This is a genomic window from Leifsonia xyli subsp. cynodontis, from assembly GCF_050632205.1.
In the GTDB taxonomy this organism is placed as follows: Bacteria; Actinomycetota; Actinomycetes; order Actinomycetales; family Microbacteriaceae; genus Leifsonia; species Leifsonia xyli_D.
This window is the reverse complement of the sequence record NZ_CP192578.1, coordinates 1,880,746-1,904,240: the sequence shown is the minus strand read 5'-3', so window position 1 is coordinate 1,904,240 and position 23,495 is coordinate 1,880,746. Positions and strand designations below refer to the sequence as shown.

Below are 23,495 nucleotides of genomic sequence, written 5' to 3'. Positions count from 1 at the left end.
ACTCCCGCCATGGCCACCCACAGTGTCGTGAACCAGGCCCCGCCGCGCGTCGACGTCGACGAGTTCGCGGCCAACCTGCCGTTGCGGGAGGGCGTCTCGCGCTACGACGCGGGCTGGGCGACGGAGGCGCTGGATGAGGTCGGCCGGCTGGTCGGGTCCGCAGCGTTCCAGCGGGACGCGGAGCTCGCGAACCTCCACGAGCCGCAGCTGCGCGCGTTCGATCGGTGGGGCAACCGGATCGACGAGGTGGAGTACGACGACGGCTACCACCGCGTGATCGCCGCGGCCGTCGCGGCGGGGGCGCACACCTCCGCCTGGGCGGAGCCGCGGCCGGGGGCGAACGTCGCGCGGGCCGCCACATTCATGCTCTTCGCGCAGGTGGAACCCGGTCACGCATGCCCGGTGTCGATGACGCACGCGGCCGTCCCCGCGCTCGCCGCCTCCGGCTCCCTGGCCGACGAGTGGATGCCGCGCCTCCTCAGCCGCGACTACGACGGGTCCCTGCGGGCCGCGAAGAGCTCGGCGCTGTTCGGGATGGCCATGACCGAGAAGCAGGGCGGCTCGGACGTGCGGGCGAACACGACACGCGCGCTCGCCGACGGCGAGGGACGCTGGCTGCTCACCGGCCACAAGTGGTTCTGCTCGGCTCCCATGTCGGATGCGTTCCTCGTGCTCGCGCAGACCGCCTCCGGGCTCTCCTGCTTCCTGGTGCCGCGGATGCTGGAGGACGGCACGCGAAACGTGTTCCGCATCCAGCGGCTCAAGGACAAGCTCGGCAACCGCTCGAACGCGTCCGGCGAGGTCGAGTTCGAGGACACGGTCGGCTACCTGCTGGGGGAGGAGGGCCGCGGCGTGCGCACCATCCTCGAGATGGTGAACCGCACGAGGCTCGACTGCGTCTACGGCAGCGCGGCGGGGATGCGGCAGGCGGTCGCCGAGGCGGCCTGGCATGTGCGGCACCGCGCGGCGTTCGGGTCTGCGCTGGCCGACCAGCCGGCGATGCGTTCGGTGCTCGCCGACCTGGCGCTCGAGTCGGAGGCGGCGACCACGGTCGCGCTGCGGCTCGCGCGTGCCCACGACGCGGATGCTCCGGAGACGGATGCGGCCTTCCGGCGGCTGGCGACCGCGGTGACGAAGTACTGGGTGTGCAAGCGCGGGCCGGGGCACGCCTACGAGGCGCTCGAGTGCCTGGGCGGGAACGGCTACACCGAGGCGTTCCCGCTCGCGCGGCGGTACCGGGAGCAGCCGGTGATGGCGATCTGGGAGGGGTCCGGCAACGTGATCGCCCTCGACGTGCTGCGGGCGATGCGGCGGGAGCCGGCCGCCTGGGAGGCGTTCGACGCCGAACTGGCCGCCGCCCGCGGGGTGTACCGCACCTACGACGGGCACCACGACCGGGTGCGGGCGCGCATCGCGGCGTGCGTCGCGTCGGCGGACGCGGACCCGGTGGTGGCCGAGGCGTCCGTCCGTCCGCTCGTCGCGTCGCTCGCCCTCGCGCTGCAGGCGTCGCTGCTGATCCGCGACGCGCCGGACGCCGTCGCGGACGCCTTCGTCGCCGCCCGCCTCGGCCCCGAGCGGGGTCCCTCTACGGCGAGCTGCCCTCCGGCCTCGACCTCACCGCCCTCGTCGCCCGCGCCTGACGCTCTCGCGCGTCGAGTCCGCCGTCGCCAACAATTCCTGAGTAATTCGGGTCGCACGCGGCGATCCGCCCGAAAAACTCAGGAATTGTTGGCTTCGGCGGACGGGACGGAGTCGGCGGGGACGGACGGGACGGGGGCGGCCCCGATCGCGCGGTAGAACTCGGCCACGGCCTTGCGGTTGTAGGCGCGGTAGTCGAAGTGGCTGTCCGGCACGTCGCCGCGCAGGAACGCGCGCATCCCGTCGGCGACGCCCTCGACGGTCTGCGGCACGACCATGCCGCTTCCCGCGGGCAGCGCGTTCTTCGCCGACGCGAACTCGACCGTGACGATCGGCAGCTGCAGCACCAGCGCCTCCAGCAGCACCATCGGCTGGCCCTCGTAGTCGCTCGACAGCACGAAGCAGTCGGCCTTCGCCATGATCGCGTGCGGGTTGCGCTGCATCCCTGTCAGGAAGACGGAGCCCGCGAGCCCCAGCTCGGCGACCAGCGCCTCCAGGTCGTTCGCGAGCGGTCCGGAGCCGACGACGACGAGCCGCGTCTTCGGGTTCTCCGCGTGCACGGCCGCGAACGCCCGGATGAGACGCGCCTGGTTCTTCTCGGGCGACAGCCGGCCGACGTTGACGAACGTGGTGACGTCATCGTCGCCGAGCAGCACCTCCGCCCAGTCGGGGATGCTGCCGAGCTCCTCGTCGAACGTCAGCTCGTGCAGGTCGGCGGCGGCGTTCTCGAGGATGTGCTCGGCGTCGACCGTGTTGAGGGCCGACACGAACTTCTCCGGCGCCGCGTACTCCGAGAGCGACGCGCGGTTGATCTCCGCGAGCGTCGGCGACACCGACACCAGGTGGTCGTACTGCCCGTAGAGCGTGAAGATCTGCGTCAGGCTGTGCAGCATCCGCTTCTCGCCGTTCACCTCGCGGTGCGCGTCGGAGGCGAGGTCGTTGTGCAGCCAGATCGCGCGCTGCGCCTCGGGGGAGTGCAGCAGCAGCGTCGCCCAGAACGGCCCGTAGCCCGAGAAGTCGACCACGTAGTCGAAGCGGCTCTCGCCGAAGCAGCGGTACCACTCGTCGTCCCACAGTCGGTTCTGCGCCGGGATGTCGGCGTGCTGCGCGATGCGCCCGCGCCGGAAGTCGAGGTGGCGACCCAGGTGCAGCAGCTTGGCGCCGTTCATGCCTCCGACGCGCGGGAACTGGCGGACGGCCGGATGGATCTGCCGCTGCTTCCCGATGATCACCTGCGACCGGCTCTGGGCGAAGAACGCCGAGACGTCGTAGCGCTCGTGGTCGATGTTGTTGAGCAGGTTGAGCGCCGACGTCGTGATGCCGTTGGGGCGCATCCCGCCCAGGTACAGCAGCACCTTCTCGCGGCCGTCGTCGGCGAGGTCCGTGCGCAGCCGGTAGCCGTCGCGCACACCTCGGAAGACGATGTCGACGACGCGGGCGGCGGCCTTCCCGTCTTCGTACGGGGTGAACCGGCGCTGCATGTCGAGGTACCGCTCGCGCGACTCCGCGGGCAGCGCGTCGCCGGCCTCGGCGATGGCGTGCAGCTCGTCGCCCACCTCGCGTGCCGACATGAGCACGGGCCCTGGCCACTCCTCGGGCTCGAAGTAGAGCCCGCGGGTGCCGGCGTAGTCGGCGAGGTCGGGCGTGAAGAACACGATCGGCCGGCCGGTCTGCAGGAAGTCGAAGAAGATGCTCGAGTAGTCGGAGATGAGGATGTCGGTCGCGCCGAGCACCAGGTTGGTCGGGATCTCGTTCGGCACGAGCATCCGCTTCAGCTCCGGCCGGTGCGCCGCCAGCGCGTGAACGGTCTGGTGCGTCTTCAGCAGCACGGCGTAGCGGCTGGTGTCGATGCGCTCCTCGATCTGGGCGATGTGCGCGAGCAGCGCATCCAGGTCGTCCTCCGGGCGGCCGAACGTCTGGCCCTTCCAGGTCGGCGCGTAGAGGATGACCTTGCGGTCGCCGAGCGGGATGCCGGCCCCGATCAGACGCTGGCGCACGATCTCGCGGCCGCGCTCGTCGAGGAACTGCCGGTCGATGCGCGGATACCCCTCCTCGATGAGGGTTCCGCGGTAGATCCCGGTGAGCTTGTAGCCGGTCTCGTACATCTGCTCGGACATGAACGGGTTCGCCGACAGCAGGTAGTCGGCCTGCACGAAGTTGCGGATGATGTTGGCTGTGCCGAGCGCGCCGTCCTCGATGTCGTAGCCCATGCGCTTCAACGGGGTGCCGTGCCAGGTGTTCAGGTAGACCTGGCCGGGACGCTTCGAGAAGTCCGGCGGGAAGGTCGCGTTGTTCACCAGGTACTGGCTGGTCGCGAGCGCCCGGTAGTAGGCCGCGGAGCCGTAGCGGACGAAGCTGACCCGCGGATCGCCGGCGAACTCCTGCACCGCCGAGCGGTAGAGCGACAGGTCGGACAGCGCCCAGATGTGCGTCAGGTGCCGGAGATCGTCCGCCGCCAGCAGCTCGCGGAACACCGCCTCCGGGTTGTCGAGCATCCCGTTGCCGGAGAACGACTCGTAGAACACCGACCCCTGCACGATGGGCTGCCGGCGCCAGTGCGCGTGGATCTCGTAGCGCGCGGCGCGCTTGACCCGGGAGGGGAGTCGCTTCAGTCGGGAGAGTCTCATCGCTCCCGATTTTATGAGAGCGGCATAACGGCCACCTGGGAGCGCGCGATGCGGTGTCAGCCCTCGGCGTCGAACCCCAGCGAGAGCTTCCGCAGCAGGGCCGCGAGCCGTTCGGCGTCGGCGGCGGAGATGCCGTCGAGCAGCTCGGCCTCCGCATCCACGAGTCGCGTGATCGCCGCATCCACCCGGGTGAGGCCCTGGGCGGTCATCTGCACCAGGATGCCGCGGCCGTCGTTCGGGTCGGTGCGCCGCTCGACCAGGCCCCGGGCCACCAGGCGGTCGATGCGGTTCGTCATCGTGCCGGACGAGACCAGGGTCTGCTGCAGCAGCGACTTCGGGCTCAGCTGGTACGGCGCCCCGGCGCGGCGCAATGCGGCCAGCACGTCGAACTCCCACGAGTCGAGGTCGGAGCGCTCGAAGGCGCCGCGGCGCGCGCGGTCCAGGTGGCGGGAGAGACGGTCCACCCGCGAGAGCACCTGGAGCGGCGCGAAGTCGAGGTCGGGTCGTTCGCGCAGCCAGGCGTCCACGATGCGGTCCACCTCGTCGCGTGCGTCGGCCATGCCTCCATGCTATTGGGGGTTCGGGCCGGGCACGTCTGGCAGACTGTCACGTGCGCGAGACGCGTGTTCCGCCTTGGTGTAATGGCAGCACGACAGCCTTTGGAGCTGTTAGGTCCAGGTTCGAGTCCTGGAGGCGGAGCGACCGGAAGCCCGACCCCTGGAGCACCATGACCGACCAGAATCTCGCCATCGTCGTTCTCGCGGCGGGGCAGGGCACGCGGATGAAGTCCGCCACGCCGAAGCTGCTGCACCCCTCGGCGGCATCCCGATCGTCTCGCACGTGCTGGCCACGGCGCACGAACTGGATGCGGCCCACGTGATCGCGGTCGTGCGGCACGAGCGCGACCGCCTGGCCGAGGTCATCGGCGCCGACATGCCGGAGGCCGTGATCGTCGACCAGGACGAGGTTCCCGGCACCGGCCGCGCGGTGGAGCAGGCGATCGCCGCCCTGCCGGACGACTTCTCGGGCGACGTCCTCGTCGTCAACGGCGACGTGCCGCTGCTCGACGCCGGCACCCTCCGCGAGCTCATCGCGAAGCACCGATCGGGCGAGGCGGCCGCGACCATCCTGTCCTCCTTCCCGGCCGACGCCACCGGCTACGGCCGCATCGTCCGCACGCCGGAGGGGCACCTCGACCGGATCGTGGAGCACAAGGATGCGACCGAGGCCGAGCGCGGGATCGGCGAGATCAACGCGGGCATCTACCTGTTCGGGCTCGCCGCGCTGCGCGACAAGCTCGCGCTCGTGTCCACCGACAACGCGCAGGGCGAGAAGTACCTGACCGACGTGATCGGGCTGCTGCGCGAGGCCGGCTTCGACGTGGATGCGCTCCCCGTCTCCGAGTCGTGGCTGGTCGAGGGCATCAACGACCGCGCGCAGCTCAGCGACGCGGCGGCGAAGCTGAACGCGCTCATCGTGCGCACCTGGCAGCTCGCCGGCGTGACGGTGCAGGACCCGGCCACGACCTGGATCGACGTCAAGGCGAAGCTCGCGCCCGACGTCACCATCCTCCCGGGCACCCAGCTGCGCGGTGCGACGCTGGTGGAGACCGGCGCCACGATCGGGCCGGACACCACGCTGCTCGACACCGAGGTGGGGGAGGGCGCCACGGTGACGCGCACCGACGCGACGCTCTCCGTCATCGGCGCCGGCGCCACGGTCGGTCCGTTCGCCTACCTGCGCCCCGGAACAGTGCTCGGCGCCCGGGGCAAGATCGGCACCTTCACCGAGACGAAGAACGCCGTCATCGGCGAGGGCACCAAGCTGGCGCACTTCAACTACGTGGGGGACGCGGAGGTCGGCGAGAAGGGCAACCTCGGCGCCGGCGTCATCACCGCCAACTACGACGGCGTGAACAAGCACCGCACGGTCATCGGCTCGCACGTCCGGATCAGCACGAACACCGTGCTCGTCGCGCCCGTTAGGATGGGTGACGGAGCGTACACCGGAGCCGGAACGGTCGTCCGCAAGGACGTCCCGGCGGGAGCCCTCGCCATCACCGTCGCCCCGCAACGCAATATCGAAGGCTGGGTCGCGCAGAAGCGGCCGGGCACGGACGCCGACAAGGCAGCACGTGAGAGCGGCGCCGCGGCAGAGAGCGGAGCATAAGTGTCAGGGATCACCGCGACCGGCCAGAAACGACTCGTCCTCATCTCCGGTCGCGCGCATCCCCAGCTCGCTCAGGAGATCGCGGAGTGCCTCGGAAGCGAGCTGATCCCGACAGACGCCCGCACCTTCGCCAACGGCGAGATCTACGCGCGGTTCGACGAGAGCGTGCGGGGGTCCGACGCGTTCGTCATCCAGTCGCACACGTCGCCGATCAACGAGTGGCTCATGGAGCAGCTGATCATGGTGGATGCGCTGAAGCGCGCCTCCGCCAAGCGCATCACCGTCGTGGCCCCCTTCTACCCGTACGCCCGCCAGGACAAGAAGGGCCGCGGCCGCGAGCCGATCTCGGCCCGCCTCGTCGCCGACCTCTTCAAGGCCGCCGGCGCCGACCGCATCATGTCTGTCGACCTGCACGCCGCGCAGATCCAGGGCTTCTTCGACGGACCGGTCGACCACCTGTTCGCCATGCCCGTGCTGCTGGAGCACATGCGCCGCGAGCTCGACCCGTCCACCCTCACCGTCGTCTCGCCCGACATGGGCCGCGTGCGTGTCGCCGACATCTGGAGCGACAAGCTGGGCGCGCCGCTGGCGATCATCCACAAGCGCCGCGACCCGCTCGTCCCGAACCAGGTCTCGGTGCACGAGATCGTCGGCGAGGTGAACGGCCGCGTCTGCCTCCTGGTCGACGACCTGATCGACACGGGCCGCACCATCGTCAAGGCGGCGGAGGCCCTCAAGGCGGCCGGCGCCACGGGCGTCGTCGTCGCGGCCACCCACGCCGTCTTCAGCGACCCGGCGGTCGAACTGCTGCAGAGCGAGGCGATCGACTCCGTCGTCGTCACCGACACCCTCCCGCTGCCGGAGCACAAGCGCTGGGACAACCTCACCGTCCTCTCGATCGCGCCGCTGCTGGCGAGCGCGATCCGCGAGGTCTTCACCGACGGCTCCGTCACCTCGATGTTCGACGGGGCCGCCTGACCCGTCCCGTCGCTTGCGGAAAGGGAGGACATCCCGGCCGAGCAGGCCCGGATGTCCTCCCTTTCCCGTCTCTGACCGGCGTGTCGCAGCGGTCGTCCTCCCTTTCCCGCGGCCGGCCGGGCCCTGCCGTATGCCCGCGGGCCGACCTCGCTCCCCGTGGCCGGCTCAGCCGGTCGTGCGCCCGGCGCGCGCCGCGCGGGCCCCCGCGCCCGCGGCGGCGACCACTGCGCGCTCCAGCCCGTCGAGCCCCGACGCCGCCCGGATCGCGGCGCCGACGGCCGCGCTGCGCTCGGCGTACGAGCGATCCCGCAGCACCGTCCGCACGGCCTCACCGACGGCCCGCGGCTCCGGCCGCTTGGTGCCGAGCTTCACGCCGACGCCGGCCCAGGCCACCCGGGCCGACACCTCCGTCTTGTCCTCGGTGGTGCCGGCGACGACGATCGGCACGCCGTGCTCCATGGCGTAGTGGATGCCGCCGTAGCCGCCGTTCGTGACGTAGGCAGCCGTGCGCGGCAGCAGCCGGTCGTACGGCAGGTAGGTCGCCACGCGGGCGTTCGCCGGCAGCTCCGTGCCGAGCTCCGCGACCGGCCGCCCTCCGGTGCTGGCGACCACCCACACCTCCTCGTCGGCGAGGGCCCGGATGGTCGGCAGGACGAGGTCGCCGAGGTCGCTGTTGGCCACGGTGCCCTGGGTGACGTGGACCACGGGCCGCCCGTCGTCGAGGTCGCTCCACCACGCGGGCAGCGGGGTGTCGGAGGCGCGCGTCCGCGACACCGGACCCACGAAGTGCACCGGCACGCGGAGGTCGCCGCGCGGATACTCGAACTCGGGCACCGTGAACTGCACCACGCCGTCCGACTGCGACGGCCAGTCGAGCACGAACCCGCGCAGGCCCGTCCCGGCGTCCACCCCGGCTCGCACTGCGGCACGCTGCACCGGCGCGAACACGCCCTTCTCGGCGACGACGGTCAACGCGGCGTTGCGGATGCGGCCCAGCGCCCCCGCGCGGGGAGGGATCCCGAGGCCGAACGGCGCCGTGTCCCGGCTCTTGAGCCCGAGCGGGACGATCCCGAGGTTGAGAAGCGGCGGGCGGCTGGCGCGCGGGCGGGAGGCCAGCAGCGCGGCGCCCAGGAACAGGCTCTCGGCGAGCACGACGTGGATGCCCAGCGAGCGGATCACCGCATCCATCGCCGCCAGCTGGCTGCGCGCCGGCCGCAGGAAGATCTCCGTCATGTCGTAGCGGATGCCGGCAGGACCGGTGAGCCCGACGCGCCCCGGGAACGAGGCGTCGATGTCCGTGTCGTCGTAGTCGGCCTCGGCCGGCAGCCGGAGGACGAACGCGCCGGTGGCGGCCGCCTGCTGCTGGTAGCGCTCGCCGGTGAGGAAGTGGACGCGGTGGCCGCGGTCCACGAGTGCCCGGCTGACCGCGAGCAACGGCGTCACATGGCCGTGGACAGGGGTGCTGCAGAGGAGGATGTCGAGGGGTCGGGCGGTCATGGCGTGGTCTCTTTCGGGTAGAGTCGGATGAACGTCAACAGTATTCACTACACCTGAAAGGTAGTCAATAGTGGCCGCAACCCGCCCGTACCGGTCCACCCTGCGGCAGGAGCACGCGGCCCAGACCCGGCGCCGCATCCTGGAGGCCGCGGCCGGCGTGTTCTCGGCCCGCGGCTACGCGAGCGCATCCCTCGCCGAGATCGCCGACGCCGCCGGGGTGTCGGTGGAGAGCGTCAAGGTGCACGGGCCCAAGCGCGCGCTGCTCCTGTCGGCCTTCGAGCTCGCCTTCGGCGGCGAGGCGGGCGAGTCGTCGCTGACCGAGCGTCCGGAGATCGCGGCGATCGCCGCCCTCGACGACCCCGACCGGATGCTCGCCGAACTGGTGCCCTTCATCGCCGCCGCGAACGAGCGGACGTCGGGACTCTGGGCCACCTTCACCGCCGCCGCCCGCGACGACGAGCAGGTGGGCGTCGTGCTGGCCGACCTGCTCGAACGGCGGCACGCGGATTACGGCGCGATGGTGGACCTGCTGGCCGAGCGCGGCGCCGCATCCCTGCCGTCGCTCACGAAGAAGGGGCGGCGCGAGCTCGCGGATGCGCTCTCGTTCGTGATGTCGCCGGAGGGCTTCCAGCAGCTGGTCCGCGAGAGCGGCTGGACGCCGGAGCGCTACCGGACGTGGCTGCTCACCGCGGTGCGGACGCTCATCACGGCAGCCGGTGCGGCGTCGACGGGATGAGGCCCAGCGGCGCAACCCACGTCGCGTCGCCCTCGGTGTTGAGGGCGTAGCACTGCCAGCCCGGCCCGACCGGGCCCATCAGCTCGAAGCGGGCGGACGAGCTGAGCGCCTCCGGCTGGTACTGGCGTGCGTAGACCGAGCAGGTGTAGTCGGCGGTCTGCGTCTGGATGCTGATGGTGAGCAGGATGCCGGGCAGCAGCAGCGCGCCGAGCGCCACGACGACGAAGACCCGGCTGGCGACCGTCATCCCGCGCCCGCGCAGGGGCGCTCGCCGAGCGGCTCGTACTCCGCGAGCTCGGGGTGGTCGTCGTAGGTCACCACCCCATCCTCTCGCGCAACCGCCGTCGAGTACACAAGAACTGCACGCCGATCGGGTGATCGGCGTGCAGTCTCGGCGTACTCGGTGGTGGGTGGAGCTCGACGGTGGGCGGACCTAGTGCGAGGAGCCCTCGGTCTCGATCTCGGTGCGGTCGGCCGACCACAGGGTGTGGAAGATGCCGTCCTTGTCGACGCGCTTGTAGGTGTGCGCGCCGAAGAAGTCGCGCTGGCCCTGGACGAGCGCGGCCGGGAGGCGCTTCGACGCGAGCGAGTCGTAGTACGACAGCGCCGAGCCGAAGCCGGGCACCGGGACGCCCGAGAGCGCCGCGGTCGACACGATGCGGCGCCAGGCGGCCTCGCCCTCACGAACGGCGTCCGCGAAGTACGGCGCCTCGAGCAGCGTGGCGATGTTCGGGTTCTCGTCGTACGCGTCTGCGATGCGGTTCAGGAACTGCGCGCGGATGATGCAGCCGCCGCGCCAGATCTTCGCGATGCGGTCCTTGTGGATGTCCCAGCCGTACTTCTCGGCGCCCGCGATGATCGCGTCGAAGCCCTGCGCGTACGCGACGACCTTCGAGGCGTACAGCGCCTTCGACACGTCGTCGGCGAACGCGGCGACATCCGACGCCTGCTGAACCTCCGGACGCGACTGGATGGTCGCCTGCACCGCGGCGCGCTGGTTCGGCTTCGACGAGACGGCGCGGGCGAAGACGGCTTCGGCGATGCCGCCGACGGGGACGCCGAGGTCGAGCGCGTTCTGCACGGTCCACACGCCGGTGCCCTTCGACCCGGCCTGGTCGAGGACGATGTCGATGAACGGCTTGCCGGTCTCCGCATCCACCTGGCGCAGCACCTCGGCGGTGATCTCGATCAGGTACGACTCGAGGTAGCCCTTGTTCCACTCGGCGAAGACGTCGGCGATCTGCGCCGGCGTAAGTCCCCCGACTGTGCGGAGCAGGTCGTACGCCTCGGCGATCAGCTGCATGTCCGCGTACTCGATGCCGTTGTGGATCATCTTGACGAAGTGGCCGGCGCCATCGGTTCCGACGTGGGTCACGCACGGCTCGCCCTCGGCGACGGCGGCGATCGACTCCAGGATCGGGCCCAGCGTCTCGTACGACTCGGCCGACCCGCCCGGCATGATCGACGGGCCGTTCAGCGCGCCCTCCTCGCCGCCGGAGATGCCCGCGCCGACGAAGTGGATGCCGGTCGGCGCGATCCGCTTCTCGCGCGCGATCGTGTCCTGGAAGTTCGCGTTGCCGCCGTCGACGATGATGTCGCCCGGCTCGAAGCGCTCGACTAGCTGGTCGATGACCGCGTCCGTCCCGCGGCCGGCCTGCACCATGATGATCGCCGTGCGCGGCTTCGACAGCGACGCGACGAACTCGTCGATCTGCTCGGAGGAGACGAAACCGGCCTCCGGGTGCGCGTTCACCAGCTCCTCGGTGCGGGCGTAGGTGCGGTTGAACACCGCGACCGTGTTGCCCTCGCGGGAGGCGAGGTTGCGGGCCAGGTTCGATCCCATCACCGCCAGCCCGACGACTCCGATGTTGGCGGTTGCTTCCTGTGACACGTCGTGCTCCTTCGTGGTGCCGCGGCAGGCGGAGGCCGTCCGCCGCGCGCGTGTAGGTCGGGGGTCAGCTCTCCTAGCGGGTGGCAGGAATCGAGCAGTGCTCCCCAGCGTAGCGCGACGGCACCCGGGCGGGGGTCACGGGGCGTAACGGGGGATACTGGCGTGACGACGCGAGAAGGAGGCGGTGTGCGGCGACCGCAGGTTGTGGTGATGGGTGTGTCGGGCTCGGGGAAGAGCACAGTAGGGCAGCTGCTGGCCCGGCGGCTCGGCGTGCCGTTCGTCGACGGGGATGCGCTGCATCCGCCCGCGAATGTGGCCAAGATGGCGTCCGGGCACCCGCTGACCGACGAGGACCGCATCCCGTGGCTGCACGCCGTGGGCCGCGCACTGGCGGACACCGCGCCCGAGGGCACCGTCGTCGCCTGCTCGGCCCTCAAGCGTGCCTATCGCGACCTGATCCGGGCCGAGGCACCGGATGCGGTCTTCGCGGAACTGGACGGCAGCCGCGAGCTGCTCGCCGGCCGCATGGCCGCGCGTCCCGGTCACTTCATGCCCGTGTCGCTGCTCGACTCGCAGCTGGCGACGCTCGAGCCGTTGCAGCAGGACGAGGTCGGAGCCCGCTTCGACGTGGGCAGCCCGCCGCAGGAGCTCGCGGACGCGATCGCCGCGCGGCTGACCGACGGCGCCGCCTAGCCGCGATCGGATTGCGCAGGCGCGCCCGGCCCCGCGTTCGCCTGCGCCGTGAGCGCGCTCAGCTGCGCGGCGAATCCGTCCGCATCAACGGGCGCGAAGAACGCAGCGTCGGCCGCCTCGACGTCCGCCGTCGCCCGGCGTGCGGCCGCTGCGCCCTCCGGCGTCGCGTGCAGCACGCGCGCCCGGCCATCGGTGGGATGCGGCAGCCGCTCCACGAGTCCCGCCCGCTCCAGGCTGCGCAGAACCTGCGAGGTCATCATCGGGTCGGTCGCGGCGAAGGCGGCGAGCTCCGCCTGGGTGAGCAGCCGATCGGGTTCGCGGTCGCCGAGCCAGGTGAGGGATGCGAGCAGCACGTACTGCACGTGCGTCAACTCGTGCGGCGCGAGCGCCGCCCGCATGGCGGCCTGCCACCGGTTCGTCACCCGCCACAGCAGCAGTCCAGGGCTCTGCGACGCGGCCGGGAAGCGGCTGCCGAGGCCGGCCTCAGGCATCGGCGGCGACCGTGCGGCGCTCGGCGGCTCGGAGCAGCTCGTCCATCGCGACCGGGAAGTCCCCGGCGATCTGAGGGCCGAGCTCCGGACCGATCGCGTCGGCCCCCTCGCCGTCGATCTCGAGCGTGTGGGTGACCTCCGTGCCGCCGTCCGCGGCCGGAACCAGCGTGTGGCGGAAGGTGAGGGCGAGGTCGCCGAAGTCGGTCCGGTCGGCGTAGAGGCGCTCGGGGTCCAGCTCGACGATGGTGGAGGTCATCGCCTCCTGTCCCTGCGGGGTGACGGTGACCTGCGTGCCGACCGCGAACGGCCCGTGCAGCTCGAACCGATCGCTGGCCGGGCCGAGGGGGATGCCGCTGTGCAGGTCGCGCAGGGCGGACCAGACGGCGGCGGCGGGGGCGTCGGTGCGGGCGGTGTGCTGGGTGGTCCACATGATGGTCTCCGATCGAAAGTAGTATGCGCGCTTAGTATATGTCGATCGGCTACACTGGGCAACTGAACTTCGGCGAGGGATGCGCGGGCACGTCCGGCAGCATCCGTGATCGACGCGGTGGAGCAGGCTTCGCAGTCTTTCCTCGCGCACTTCGATGCGTTCGAGTCGAACAACACCAACACTGCGGGCCGCACGGCTCGCCCGACAGCCGGCCTCGCGCCGGCGAGGAGACACCATGGCCACGGAAGAGTCCAACAAGGTCGCAGCGGAGCTGCGCGAGAGCTTCGGCAAGGGCGCGGCGCGCAAGATCCGCGCGGCCGGCAAGATCCCCGCCGTCATCTACGGTCACGGCACCGACCCCGTCCACGTCACCCTGCCGGGCCACCAGGTCTCGCTGCTGCTCCGCAAGGCGAACGCGGTCCTCGACCTCGACATCGCCGGCAAGGGCCAGCTCACGCTGGTCAAGGACGTGCAGAAGGACCCGGTGTCGCAGATCATCGAGCACCTCGACCTCGTCGTCGTCCGCCAGGGCGAGAAGGTCGTCGTGGAGGTCCCGGTGCACGTCGAGGGCGAGCCGTTCTCCGGCACGATCGCCGTGCTCGACATCCCGACCATCAAGCTCGAGGCCGAGGCCACGCACATCCCGGAGCGCATCGTCATCGACGTCACCGACGCCGAGGAGGGCACGCAGTACCACGCCAAGGACTTCGCCCTCCCCGCGGGCTCGAAGCTCGCCGAGGACGAGGACCTGCTCATCCTGAACATCGTCGTCCCGGCCGCCGCGCGCGCCGAGGACGAGGAGACCGAGGCTGCGGAGGAGGCCGCCGAGGCCGAGGCCGAGGCCGGCGAGAGCGCCGCGGAGTAACTCCCTCCATGGAGACGCCCTGGCTCGTGGTCGGGCTCGGAAACCCCGGGCCCGGCTACGCCGCCACGCGTCACAACGTGGGGCAGATGGTGCTGGACGAGCTCGCCTCGCGCGGACGCCTCACCTTCAAGACCCACAAGACGAACGCGACGGTCGCCGAGGGCCGCCTGGCCCCCGGCGGCCCGCGCTTCATCCTGGCCAAGCCGAACACGTTCATGAACGTGTCCGGCGGCCCGGTGGCGCAGCTGCTGCGCTTCTACTCGCTCGATGCGTCGCACCTGATCGTGGTGCACGACGAGCTGGACATCCCGTTCGACACCATCCGCCTCAAACACGGCGGCGGCCACGGCGGCCACAACGGCGTGCGGGATGTGATCGCGGCCATCGGCACCGGCGACTTCACGCGCGTGCGGGTCGGCGTCGGGCGGCCGCCCGGATCGTCGGCGGCCGCGGACCACGTGCTCAAGGCGTTCTCCAGCACCGAGCGCACGAACCTGCCGATCCTGGTGGCGGATGCGGCGGACGCCGTCGAACAGGTCGCCGCCGAGGGCCTCACTCCGGCGCAGAACCGCTTCCACGCCCGCTGAGCCGCCTCGCCGCGGCGCTCCGGCACGTTCGCGCATTCGTCACGAATGGTCGCTCTGCGGCGCGGATTCCGACCATTCGTGACGAATCCGTCGCCGGGTCAGGCGGGCGGGAGCGTGGCGACGAGCGCGCCCGCGTAGACCGCGAAGGAGACGATCGGCGCGGCGGCGGCGAGGACGATCGCCACCACGCCGAACGCGCGCCCGCGCTTCGTGGCTGCGGCGATGATCCCGAGCACCAGCGCCAGGATGCCGAGGAGGGTCCCGAGCAGCAGCTGAATCCCCATCAGCACGCCGATCGGCGCGAACGCGTGCGCCTGCTCGGGCGTCAGGTCGCTCGTGTTGAAGCTGAAGCTGGTCGCCGTGCGCGTCGCGTACGGTCCTGCGCTCATTCCGACGATGACCGAAGCGACGAGCGACAGGACGAAGAGCGGTGCCGCGATGAGCATTGCGGTCAGGCCGAGGCCGCGGGAACGCGCGGCGGCCGGAGCAGGCGCGCCCCATCCGTAGGCGCCGGCGGGCGCGGGGCGCCGGCCGGCGGGGCGATGGGCGGCCCGTACGGCACGGGCGTGACGGTCGGCTGATTCGGGTCGGTCATCTCATCCCCTGGAAGGTCGCTGCTGATGCTCAGCCGAAGCGTAGCGGGAGCCTTCGCACATTCGTCACGAATGGTCGCTCTGCGGCGAGGATAGCGACCATTCGTGACGAATCCGCACCCCGGCCCGATCCGGGCAACGTCACGGCGAACGCTCAGCGGAACCGAGGCCGGCACCCTGCCTCGTGGCAGCCACGACGCGTACCGTCACCGGCATGAAGCTGTACACGCGCGAGTGGGGCAGCGGCGACCGCTACGCCGTCCTCGTCCACGGGGTGATGTCGGACTCGCGCAACTGGCGCCGGGTCGGACCGGTGCTCGCCGAACTCGGCTACCACGTGATCGCCGTCGACCTGCGCGGCCACGGCCACAGCCCGCGCACCGAGGAGTACTCGGCCGAGCTCATGGCGCAGGACATCGTCGACACCGTGCCCGAGCGTCCGGAGCTGGTGATCGGCCACTCGCTCGGCGGTCTCACCGTCAGCCTCGCGGTCGAGCGGCTCGACCCGCAGCGCGTCATCTACGTCGACCCGGCGTTCTCGTGCCCGGCGACGAACGGGTTCGCGCGCTGGCTCGCCCCCGCCTTCCTGCGCACGCTCGCCCGGCAGTCCGCAGCACGCATCGCGAAGCGCAACCCGAAGTGGGACCCGGCGGACGTCGCGATCGAGGTGGAGACCTTCAGAGCCTTCGACCGTGCGGTGCTGCCCGTGGTGGTGACCCCGTCCGCGATGCGGGCGCCCGAGGTGATGGCCGTCCCGTCGCTGGTGGTCCTCGCCGACAACTCGCAGCTGGTGAAGCCCGAACTGGCGAACCGGCTGCGCGACGACGGCTACGAGGTGCGCATCGTGACCGGATCCGGGCATGTGATCAACCGCGACGACCACGACGGCTTCATGCGCGCGCTCGACGGTTGGGTCTGAGTCGGCCGGGTCTGACCTGTTCGCCCTGAGCGGCGCCCCCTGCAACTGTCGGCGGCCCCCCGTAGAATCGACCGAGTGATACTCCAGGGTCTGGTCGCCGCGCTCGCGCGCGAGTCCTCGTTCGGCGACGCGCTCGCTCACGCGGCTCGCGACGCCGACTTCTCGCTGACCGACGGCCTCCGCGGCCCGCTGCTCGCCGGGCTGCTCCGGCGCCGCGCCGAGCAGGGCGCGTCGCAGGCGGTGCTGCTCATCACGGCCACGGGCCGCGAGTCGGAGTCGATCCGCGGCGCGCTGCCGTGCCTGCTGCCGGATGCAGACGTCGTCGAGTTCCCGGCCTGGGAGACCCTGCCGCACGAGCGCCTCAGCCCGAGCGCCGAGATCGTGGGCAAGCGCCTGACCGCCCTGCGCCGCCTCGCGGACTGGGCGGAGGGCGACCGCGCAACCCTGTTCATCCTGGTCGCGTCGGTGCGCGCCGCCCTGCAGCCGCTGGCCGACAACCTCACCGACTACGCGGGCGTCGACCTGCGGATCGGAGGTCGCGGCTTCGACCTGAGCGGCCTTGCGCTGCACCTCGTCGACCTCGCCTACGAGCGCGTCGACATCGTCACCCGGCGCGGCGAGTTCGCGGTGCGCGGCGGCATCCTCGACGTCTTCCCGCCCACCGCCGACCACCCGTACCGCGTCGACTTCTTCGGCGACGAGGTGGACCAGATCCGCGCCTTCTCGGTGGCCGACCAGCGGTCGCTGCCCGAGCCCATCCCGTCCGTGTCCCTCCCGCCGAGCCGCGAGCTGCTGCTCAGCGAGTCGGTGCGGCAGCGGGCGCGCGAGATGGAGCACGAGTTCCCGAGCCTGTCCGCGATGCTCGCGAAGATCGGCGAGGGCATCCCGGTCGAGGGGATGGAGTCGCTGGCTCCCGCCCTCGTCGACCGGCTGGTGCCGCTGACGCACTACCTGCCCGACGGCGCGGCGGTCGCAGTGCTCTCGCCCGAGCGCGTCGCCTCGCGCGCCGTGAGCCTGGCCGAGACGAACCGTGAGTTCCTCTCGGCCGCGTGGAGCGCGGCGACGGTGGGCGCGGCGGCGCCGATCGACCTGGCCGCCGGCGACTTCATGACGCTGCAGCAGCTGAAGGACTCGGTGAAGTTCAGCCGCCCGGGCGCCGAGAACCCCGATCATCCGTGGTGGACGATGAGCGGCTTCCAGGCGGACGAGGTGCTTCCCGAAGAGCGCGAGCTCGAGGAGCACCTGCAGGTCCGCATCCGCGCGGAGGCCGTGCCGAGTTTCCAGGGCAACGTCTCCGGCGCGGTCGAGCACGTGCGCGGCCGCCTGCGCGACGGCTGGCAGGTCGCGATCGTCGCGGCCGGCGCCGGCCTGGTCGAGCGCGCGGCCGACGTGCTCGCCGAGGCGGAGCTGCCGGCGCGGCCGGTGGACGAGTTCCCCGCCGAGCCGGAGCCCGGCATCGCGTACCTGCTCAAGGCCACGGCGGAGCACGGCTTCGAGATGCCCGACATCAAGCTCGCGCTGATCAGCGAGGCCGAGTTCTACGGGCGCACCATCGGCTACGACTCGCGCCAGGTCAAGAAGCTCGCCACTCGTCGCAAGAACGTCGTCGACCCGATGCAGCTCAAGCCGGGCGACTACGTGGTTCACGAGACGCACGGCATCGGCCGGTTCGTCGAGCTCACGCAGCGCGAGGTGTCGAGCGGCGGCCGCAATGCGGTCAAGTCGAAGCGCGAGTACCTCGTGCTCGAGTACGCGCCCTCCAAGCGCGGCTACCCGGGCGACAAGCTCTACGTGCCGACGGACCAGCTCGACCTGCTGACGCGCTACGTCGGCGGCGAGGCTCCGCAGCTCTCCAAGATGGGCGGCAGCGACTGGGCGGCGGCGAAGGGACGCGCGCGCCGCGCCGTGCGCGACATCGCCGTCGAGCTCGTCAAGCTGTACTCGGCCCGGATGGCGAGCAAGGGTCACGCCTTCGGCCCGGACACCCCGTGGCAGCGCGAGCTGGAGGAGGCGTTCCCGTTCGCCGAGACGCACGACCAGCTGCAGACCATCGACGAGGTGAAGGCCGACATGGAGCGGCCCATCCCGATGGACCGCCTGATCTCGGGCGACGTCGGCTTCGGCAAGACGGAGATCGCGGTGCGCGCCGCGTTCAAGGCGGTACAGGACGGCAAGCAGGTCGCGATGTTGGTGCCGACGACGCTGCTCGTCAAGCAGCACGCCGAGACGTTCCAGGAGCGCTTCGCCGGGTTCCCCATCCACCTGCGCCAGCTGAGCCGTTTCCAGAGCGACAAGGAGGCCCGCGAGACGCTTCGCGGCATGGCCGACGGCACGGTGGATGTGGTGATCGGCACCCACCGCATCCTCGCCGACGGTGTCACCTTCAAAGACCTGGGGCTCGTCATCATCGACGAGGAGCAGCGGTTCGGCGTGGAGCACAAGGACGCGCTGAAGAAGCTGAAGACGAACGTCGACATCCTCGCGATGAGCGCCACGCCCATCCCGCGCACGCTCGAGATGGCGGTCACCGGCATCCGCGAGATGTCGACGCTGGCGACTCCGCCGGAGGACCGGCACCCGATTTTGACGTTCGTCGGGCCGTACTCCGAGAAGCAGGTGGCGGCGGCGATCCGGCGTGAGCTGTTGCGCGAGGGCCAGGTGTTCTTCGTGCACAACCGGGTCGGCTCGATCACGAGCATGGCGGCGAAGCTCGCCGAGCTGGTGCCGGAGGCCCGCATCGGCGTCGCGCACGGCAAGATGAACGAGCACGCGCTGGAGCAGGTGGTCGTCGACTTCTGGGAGCGCCGGTTCGACGTGCTCGTGTCGACGACGATCATCGAGACGGGCCTCGACATCGCCAACGCGAACACGATCATCATCGACCGCGCCGACAAGTACGGCCTGAGCCAGCTGCATCAGCTGCGCGGGCGTGTCGGACGCGGCCGGGAGCGCGCCTACGCGTACTTCCTCTGGGACGAGAACAAGCCGCTCAGCGAGACGGCGCACGACCGCCTCTCCACCATCGCCGCCAACAACGACCTGGGCAGCGGCATGCAGGTGGCGCTGAAGGACCTCGAGATCCGCGGCGCGGGCAACCTGCTCGGCGGCGAGCAGTCCGGGCACATCGCGGGCGTCGGCTTCGACCTCTACCTGCGCATGATCGGCGAGGCCGTGTCCACGTTCCGGGGCGAGGTCGCCGAGGGCCAGACCGAGCTGCGGCTGGAGTTGCCGGTGGATGCGCACATCCCCGAGGAGTACGTCGACAGTGAGCGCCTGCGGCTGGAGGCCTACCAGAAGCTGTCGACCGCGAGTTCGCCGGCGGCGAAGGACGGCCAGATCGACCTCGTGCTGGAGGAGCTGACCGACCGCTACGGCGAGCCGCCCGAGCCGGTCACCAACCTCGTCGCCGTGTCCCGGCTGCGCCGTGCCGCCCAGAAGGCCGGTCTCGGCGAGGTCGTCGCGATGGGGTCCAACCTGCGCCTCGCGCCGGCGATCCTGCCCGACTCGCTGCAGGTCCGCCTCCAGCGCATGTACCCGGGGTCGAAGTATCACGCCGCTCCGAAGGTGGCGACCGTTCCGCTGCCGCGGGTGAACGGCGAGGCGCTCGACGACGCCTCCCTCATCGGCTGGGTCGGCGACCTGCTGGGCGCGCTGTTCCCCGATAAGGAGCCCGCCGCCGAGCGAGCGAGCTGAGACCCGGGCCGGCCCGGCGCCCTTACGACAGGAGGCCGCCGAGCAGGCCTCCGGCCACGCCGGCGCCGACGACCTCGCCGGCACCGGCCCCGCCGCCCGCACCCGCGCCCATGAAGGGGCGCATCGCGCCGACGAACGCCTGCAGGTTCCGCGTCTGCATCAGCACCGTGCCCGGGCCGGTGAACTCGGCCACCAGCATCTCGCCCGAGGTGAAGGAGCGGAAGAGGCTCTTCGTCGCCTTCTGGATGTGCACCTCCATGCCCGAATCCCAGGCCACCACGTGGCCGGTGTCGATGATGTGGCGCTCGCCCGGCGCAAGGCGCTTCTCGTGCAGCGAGCCGAAGGCGGTGAGCAGGAGCACGCCCTCACCGGCGACTCGCATGACGAAGAGGCTGTCGCTGCCGAAGAAGCCGCTCATCCCGCCCCACTTCGTGTCGATGTCGAGGGAGGGCTCGCTGGCGAGGTACGAGGCCGCGGCGATGTTGTAGGTGCCGCTGGCGAGGTGGAGCGGAACCAGGTCGCCGGGGGCGGCGGGTGCGAGGGTCAGCTCGCCGGCGCCGGCCGTGGCGGTAAAGCGCGAGACGAAGGCGGAGCGGCCCGCGACCGACCGCTTCAGCGCGCCCATCACGCCGCCGTCGAGCTGCGAGGACAGCTCCACGCCGGGCGACATCGACACCATGGCGCCGGCCTGCGTCGCCACGGTCTGCCCGGGAGCGAGGTCGAGGCTGGCCATGGAGAACGCGGGGCGGTAGTCGACGCGGTAGTTGAACGCGCGGGAGGAGCCGGAATCAGGGAGAACGGTGAAATTGGACATGCCGTCACCTTAGATGCGCCGGATCAGGCTCCCCGATTGCGGTCACCGCGAGTGCGGATGCAGCCGGCGGTTGCGACGGGCGAGCGCCGAGACGAGGAATCCCGACACGACGATCGCGACGGCCGAGCCGAGCAGCACGGCGAGCGTTCCCTCGGCGCGCACATCCTCCGACCGGGAGAACGCCAGCTCGTTCATGAGCAGCGACACGGTGAACCCGATGCCGCCGAGCGCGGCGATCGTCACCAGGCTGAACAGCGAGATCCGCCCTCGGTCGGGACCCTTCTTCGTGAACGAGCCCAACCATCCACCCAGCGTGATGCCGACGAGCTTGCCGACCGGCAGCGCGACCAGGATCGCCCAGAACGCGGGGAGAGCTGCGACGGCGCCACCTGCGGGATGGGCACCAGGGCCGCCGAGAACGCGAACAGGGGCAGGATCAGCCCGTTCGACCAGGGCTCGAGCGCGTGCGTCACCCGCCCCGCCGGCCGGCGCGCCATCACGAGGCCGAGGGCGACGCCGGCGATGGTCGCGTGCACGCCCGAGTCGTAGACCAGCCACCAGGTGAGCGCCGCGAGCAGCACCATGAGGATTCCGATTGGCCAGCGGAGCCGCCCGCGCAGCAGGCGGCTGAGCAGCCCGAACAGGGTGACCGTGACCGCGGCCAGCGCGAGCTCCAGCAGGTTCGGATCCTGCGTGAAGAAGACGGCGATGATCACGATGGCGATGAGGTCGTCGAGCACAGCGAGGGCGAGCAGGAAGACCCGCAGCCGGTTCGGAAGGCCGCGGCCGAAGACGGCCAGCACGCCGAGCGCGAAGGCGATGTCGGTCGCGGTCGGGATCGGCCATCCCTGGCTCACGTCCGTGCCCGCGGTCAACGCCAGGTAGATCCCGGCCGGCACGATCACGCCTGCGACCGCGGCGATGGCCGGGTGGATCGCCTTCTGCAGGCTGTTGAGCTCGCCGACGACGAGCTCGTGCTTGAGCTCCACGGCGACGATGAAGAAGAAGACCGCGAGGAGCCCGTCGCTGATCCAGTGCCCGACGCTCAGGTCCAGCGGGCCGGCGCCGAGATGTGCGTGCTGCACATCGAGCAGCGCGGGGCCGAGCGGGGTGTTCGCCAGCAGGAGGCCGAGGGCGGCGGCGCCGAGCAGGAGGCCGGCGGCGGTGCGTTCGGATCGGATGAGGCTCATTCGGTCACCAATCTGGGGTCGGGGAAATCGACGCCGACCAGACTTCCCGGCACACCGCTTACGACTCTAGCCGGTGGCAGGATGGATGAAGCGTAGAGCGAGGAGGTCGGCATGGGCGAGACAGTCGGTGCGGCGGTGGTGCCGGAGGCGGCGACGAAGCTGGACGAGCTCGTGGCCGTGATGGAGTGCCTCCGCGCCCCGGGGGTTGCCCCTGGGATGCCGACCAGACGCACGAGTCGCTGGTGCAGTACCTGATCGAGGAGACGTACGAGCTCATCGACGCCATCGAGACGGGCGACCGTGACGAGCTGCTGGAGGAGCTGGGCGACGTGCTCTACCAGGTGCTCTTCCACGCCGACATCGCCGCGCATACGCCGGGCGAGGACTTCGACATCCAGGATGTGGCCGCCCACATGACCGCGAAGATGGTCGGCCGTCATCCGCACGTCTTCGGCGATCGCGCCGCCGCCGACGCCCGCACGGCGGAGACCGCGGACGACGTGGTCGGCTTCTGGGACGAACTGAAGAAGCAGGAGAAGCCGGGCCGGACGAGCGTGCTCGACGGCATCCCGCAGGGCATGCCCTCGCTGGCGCTGGCAGACAAGCTGCTCGGCCGCGCAGAGAAGGTCGGGGTGGTCGACCTGCAGGAGCCGGGCGGCATCCAGGTCGGCAGTGAGGACGAGCTCGGGCCGCTGCTGCTGGCGATCGTGGCGTCCGCGAAGGCGCAGGGGCTGGATGCGGAACGGGCTCTGCGCTCGACGCTCCGCGACCTGCAGGGGGAGATCCGCGAGGCGGAATCCGCGGCCGACCCGGCCTAGCGCGTGTGGTGCCGCCCGAGCGGGACCACCAGCGGGGTGCCGGTCACCGGGTCGTCGGCGACCATCGACTCCACCCCGAACACCTCACGGACGAGGTCGGCGGTGACGACGGTGGCCGGGTCGCCGGCGGCCACCACGGACCCGGCGCGCATCGCGACCAGGTGCCCGGCGTAGCGGGCGGCGAAGTTGAGGTCGTGCAGCACCATCACGACCGTCGTGCCGCGGGCGGCGTTGAGGTCGATCAGGAGGTCGAGCACCTCGAGCTGGTGGCTCAGGTCGAGGAAGGTGGTCGGCTCATCCAGCAGCAGGATGTCGGTGCGCTGGGCGAGCGCCATCGCGATCCACACCCGCTGCCGCTGGCCGCCCGAGAGCTCGTCCACCGGCCGGTCCGCCAGGTCGTCGATCCCGGTCGCCGTCATCGCCTCGGCGACGGCCTCGTCGTCGTCGGCCGTCCACCGCCGGAACCAGCCCTGGTGCGGGTAGCGGCCGCGCGCGACCAGGTCGGCGACCGTGATGCCGTCGGGCGCGGTCGGCGTCTGCGGCAGCAGCCCGAGCCGCTGCGCCACGCGCTTCGTCGGCAGCCCGTGGATGTCCGCTCCGTCGAGGAGCACGGCGCCCGAGGCGGGCGGCAGTAGTCGCGCCAGGCCGCGCAGCAGCGTCGACTTGCCGCAGGCGTTCGGGCCGACGATGGCCGTCACCCGGCCGGCGGGGATGTCGAGGTCGAGGCCCTGCACGACGACGCGGCCGTCGTAGGCGAGCGACAGCTGCCGGGCGGCGAGCTCGGGCGGTGCGGAGGTCGCGGCGGCGGTCGCGGCGGTCGCGGCGGCCTCGCCGGCCACCGGTGCGGATGATGCGTCGGATGTCAT

The 23,495-nt window shown here is 71.4% G+C and carries 20 protein-coding genes, 1 tRNA gene and 2 pseudogenes; 12 read left to right on the top strand and 11 right to left on the bottom strand.

Annotated elements, in window-relative coordinates; all coding sequences use genetic code 11:
- Positions 1 to 9 precede the first annotated feature (9 nt).
- A complete protein-coding gene (locus ACQ86M_RS09375) occupies positions 10 to 1,797 on the top strand; it encodes an acyl-CoA dehydrogenase family protein (protein WP_431245239.1) in 1,788 nt (595 codons plus the stop codon).
- Here the strand turns inward: ACQ86M_RS09375 and ACQ86M_RS09370 are convergent.
- Entirely contained in the window at positions 1,719 to 4,265 is a 2,547-nt protein-coding gene (locus tag ACQ86M_RS09370; protein ID WP_431245238.1) for a CDP-glycerol glycerophosphotransferase family protein, read from the bottom strand. The two genes, ACQ86M_RS09375 and ACQ86M_RS09370, sit on opposite strands and share 79 nt — an antisense overlap.
- Positions 4,266 to 4,321: 56 nt before the next feature.
- Positions 4,322 to 4,825 (bottom strand): MarR family winged helix-turn-helix transcriptional regulator, encoded by a 504-nt coding sequence (locus ACQ86M_RS09365; protein ID WP_431218438.1) that lies wholly within the window; start codon positions 4,823 to 4,825, stop codon positions 4,322 to 4,324.
- Between the two features lie 67 nt (positions 4,826 to 4,892).
- On the opposite strand from ACQ86M_RS09365, the gene ACQ86M_RS09360 reads away from it, so the two are divergent.
- The 3 genes and pseudogenes from ACQ86M_RS09360 to ACQ86M_RS09350 all read left to right on the top strand — a co-directional run bounded on the left by ACQ86M_RS09360 (position 4,893) and on the right by ACQ86M_RS09350 (position 7,412).
- Positions 4,893 to 4,964, top strand: a tRNA-Gln gene (locus ACQ86M_RS09360).
- A 28-nt stretch (positions 4,965 to 4,992) separates the two neighbouring features.
- Positions 4,993 to 6,434 (top strand): annotated as a pseudogene (gene glmU, locus ACQ86M_RS09355) (bifunctional UDP-N-acetylglucosamine diphosphorylase/glucosamine-1-phosphate N-acetyltransferase GlmU).
- The gene (locus ACQ86M_RS09350) at positions 6,435 to 7,412 is read left to right on the top strand and encodes a ribose-phosphate diphosphokinase (protein WP_431218437.1); all 978 of its coding nucleotides are present in this window, start codon (positions 6,435 to 6,437) and stop codon (positions 7,410 to 7,412) included.
- Between the two features lie 165 nt (positions 7,413 to 7,577).
- Here the strand turns inward: ACQ86M_RS09350 and ACQ86M_RS09345 are convergent, their stop codons facing one another.
- Positions 7,578 to 8,909: a glycosyltransferase gene (locus tag ACQ86M_RS09345; protein ID WP_431245237.1), complete on the bottom strand. Its 1,332-nt coding sequence runs from the start codon at positions 8,907 to 8,909 to the stop codon at positions 7,578 to 7,580.
- 70 nt (positions 8,910 to 8,979) lie between these two features.
- Here ACQ86M_RS09345 and ACQ86M_RS09340 point away from each other — a divergent pair, with 70 nt between their 5' ends.
- A complete protein-coding gene (locus tag ACQ86M_RS09340) occupies positions 8,980 to 9,645 on the top strand; it encodes a TetR family transcriptional regulator (protein ID WP_431245236.1) in 666 nt (221 codons plus the stop codon).
- Here ACQ86M_RS09340 and ACQ86M_RS09335 read toward each other — a convergent pair.
- Together ACQ86M_RS09335 and gndA are read right to left on the bottom strand one after the other, a co-directional pair.
- Positions 9,614 to 9,892 carry a hypothetical protein gene (locus ACQ86M_RS09335; RefSeq protein ID WP_431218434.1) on the bottom strand — a complete coding sequence of 93 codons (279 nt, stop codon included), beginning with the start codon at positions 9,890 to 9,892 and terminating at the stop codon, positions 9,614 to 9,616. The two genes, ACQ86M_RS09340 and ACQ86M_RS09335, sit on opposite strands and share 32 nt — an antisense overlap.
- Before the next feature lie 186 nt (positions 9,893 to 10,078).
- Positions 10,079 to 11,536, bottom strand: a complete 1,458-nt coding sequence (gndA, locus tag ACQ86M_RS09330) for an NADP-dependent phosphogluconate dehydrogenase (protein ID WP_431245235.1) — start codon at positions 11,534 to 11,536, stop codon at positions 10,079 to 10,081.
- Positions 11,537 to 11,722: 186 nt separating this feature from the next.
- On the opposite strand from gndA, the gene ACQ86M_RS09325 reads away from it, so the two are divergent.
- The gene (locus ACQ86M_RS09325; protein ID WP_431245234.1) at positions 11,723 to 12,229 is read left to right on the top strand and encodes a gluconokinase; all 507 of its coding nucleotides are present in this window, start codon (positions 11,723 to 11,725) and stop codon (positions 12,227 to 12,229) included.
- Here ACQ86M_RS09325 and ACQ86M_RS09320 read toward each other — a convergent pair.
- A complete protein-coding gene (locus ACQ86M_RS09320; protein ID WP_431245233.1) occupies positions 12,226 to 12,720 on the bottom strand; it encodes a MarR family winged helix-turn-helix transcriptional regulator in 495 nt (164 codons plus the stop codon). The genes ACQ86M_RS09325 and ACQ86M_RS09320 overlap by 4 nt on opposite strands.
- Positions 12,713 to 13,150 carry an SRPBCC family protein gene (locus ACQ86M_RS09315; protein WP_431245232.1) on the bottom strand — a complete coding sequence of 146 codons (438 nt, stop codon included), beginning with the start codon at positions 13,148 to 13,150 and terminating at the stop codon, positions 12,713 to 12,715. The genes ACQ86M_RS09320 and ACQ86M_RS09315 overlap by 8 nt, the downstream gene beginning before the upstream one ends.
- 235 nt (positions 13,151 to 13,385) lie before the next feature.
- Between ACQ86M_RS09315 and ACQ86M_RS09310 the strand changes: the two genes are divergently transcribed.
- Together ACQ86M_RS09310 and pth are read left to right on the top strand one after the other, a co-directional pair.
- Positions 13,386 to 14,015 (top strand): 50S ribosomal protein L25/general stress protein Ctc, encoded by a 630-nt coding sequence (locus tag ACQ86M_RS09310; protein ID WP_431245231.1) that lies wholly within the window; start codon positions 13,386 to 13,388, stop codon positions 14,013 to 14,015.
- Positions 14,016 to 14,023: 8 nt separating this feature from the next.
- Positions 14,024 to 14,602, top strand: a complete 579-nt coding sequence (gene pth / locus ACQ86M_RS09305; RefSeq protein WP_431247835.1) for an aminoacyl-tRNA hydrolase — start codon at positions 14,024 to 14,026, stop codon at positions 14,600 to 14,602.
- A gap of 98 nt (positions 14,603 to 14,700) precedes the next feature.
- On the opposite strand, the gene ACQ86M_RS09300 is transcribed toward pth, so the two are convergent.
- Positions 14,701 to 15,048 carry a hypothetical protein gene (locus tag ACQ86M_RS09300; RefSeq protein ID WP_431247834.1) on the bottom strand — a complete coding sequence of 116 codons (348 nt, stop codon included), beginning with the start codon at positions 15,046 to 15,048 and terminating at the stop codon, positions 14,701 to 14,703.
- A 361-nt stretch (positions 15,049 to 15,409) separates the two neighbouring features.
- On the opposite strand from ACQ86M_RS09300, the gene ACQ86M_RS09295 reads away from it, so the two are divergent.
- Together ACQ86M_RS09295 and mfd are read left to right on the top strand one after the other, a co-directional pair.
- Positions 15,410 to 16,114 (top strand): alpha/beta fold hydrolase, encoded by a 705-nt coding sequence (locus ACQ86M_RS09295; RefSeq protein ID WP_431218426.1) that lies wholly within the window; start codon positions 15,410 to 15,412, stop codon positions 16,112 to 16,114.
- A 75-nt stretch (positions 16,115 to 16,189) separates the two neighbouring features.
- Positions 16,190 to 19,807: a transcription-repair coupling factor gene (gene mfd / locus ACQ86M_RS09290; protein ID WP_431247833.1), complete on the top strand. Its 3,618-nt coding sequence runs from the start codon at positions 16,190 to 16,192 to the stop codon at positions 19,805 to 19,807.
- Between the two features lie 22 nt (positions 19,808 to 19,829).
- Here mfd and ACQ86M_RS09285 read toward each other — a convergent pair whose 3' ends face one another.
- Positions 19,830 to 20,621, bottom strand: a complete 792-nt coding sequence (locus ACQ86M_RS09285; protein WP_431247832.1) for a TIGR00266 family protein — start codon at positions 20,619 to 20,621, stop codon at positions 19,830 to 19,832.
- A 42-nt stretch (positions 20,622 to 20,663) separates the two neighbouring features.
- Positions 20,664 to 21,811, bottom strand: a pseudogene (gene nhaA / locus ACQ86M_RS09280) (Na+/H+ antiporter NhaA).
- A gap of 111 nt (positions 21,812 to 21,922) precedes the next feature.
- Here nhaA and ACQ86M_RS09275 point away from each other — a divergent pair.
- Entirely contained in the window at positions 21,923 to 22,066 is a 144-nt protein-coding gene (locus tag ACQ86M_RS09275; RefSeq protein ID WP_431247831.1) for a hypothetical protein, read from the top strand.
- Positions 22,054 to 22,629, top strand: a complete 576-nt coding sequence (locus ACQ86M_RS09270) for a MazG family protein (protein WP_431247830.1) — start codon at positions 22,054 to 22,056, stop codon at positions 22,627 to 22,629. Before ACQ86M_RS09275 ends, ACQ86M_RS09270 begins: the two co-directional genes overlap by 13 nt.
- Here the strand turns inward: ACQ86M_RS09270 and ACQ86M_RS09265 are convergent.
- Positions 22,626 to 23,495 (bottom strand): ABC transporter ATP-binding protein, encoded by an 870-nt coding sequence (locus ACQ86M_RS09265; protein WP_431247829.1) that lies wholly within the window; start codon positions 23,493 to 23,495, stop codon positions 22,626 to 22,628. The two genes, ACQ86M_RS09270 and ACQ86M_RS09265, sit on opposite strands and share 4 nt — an antisense overlap.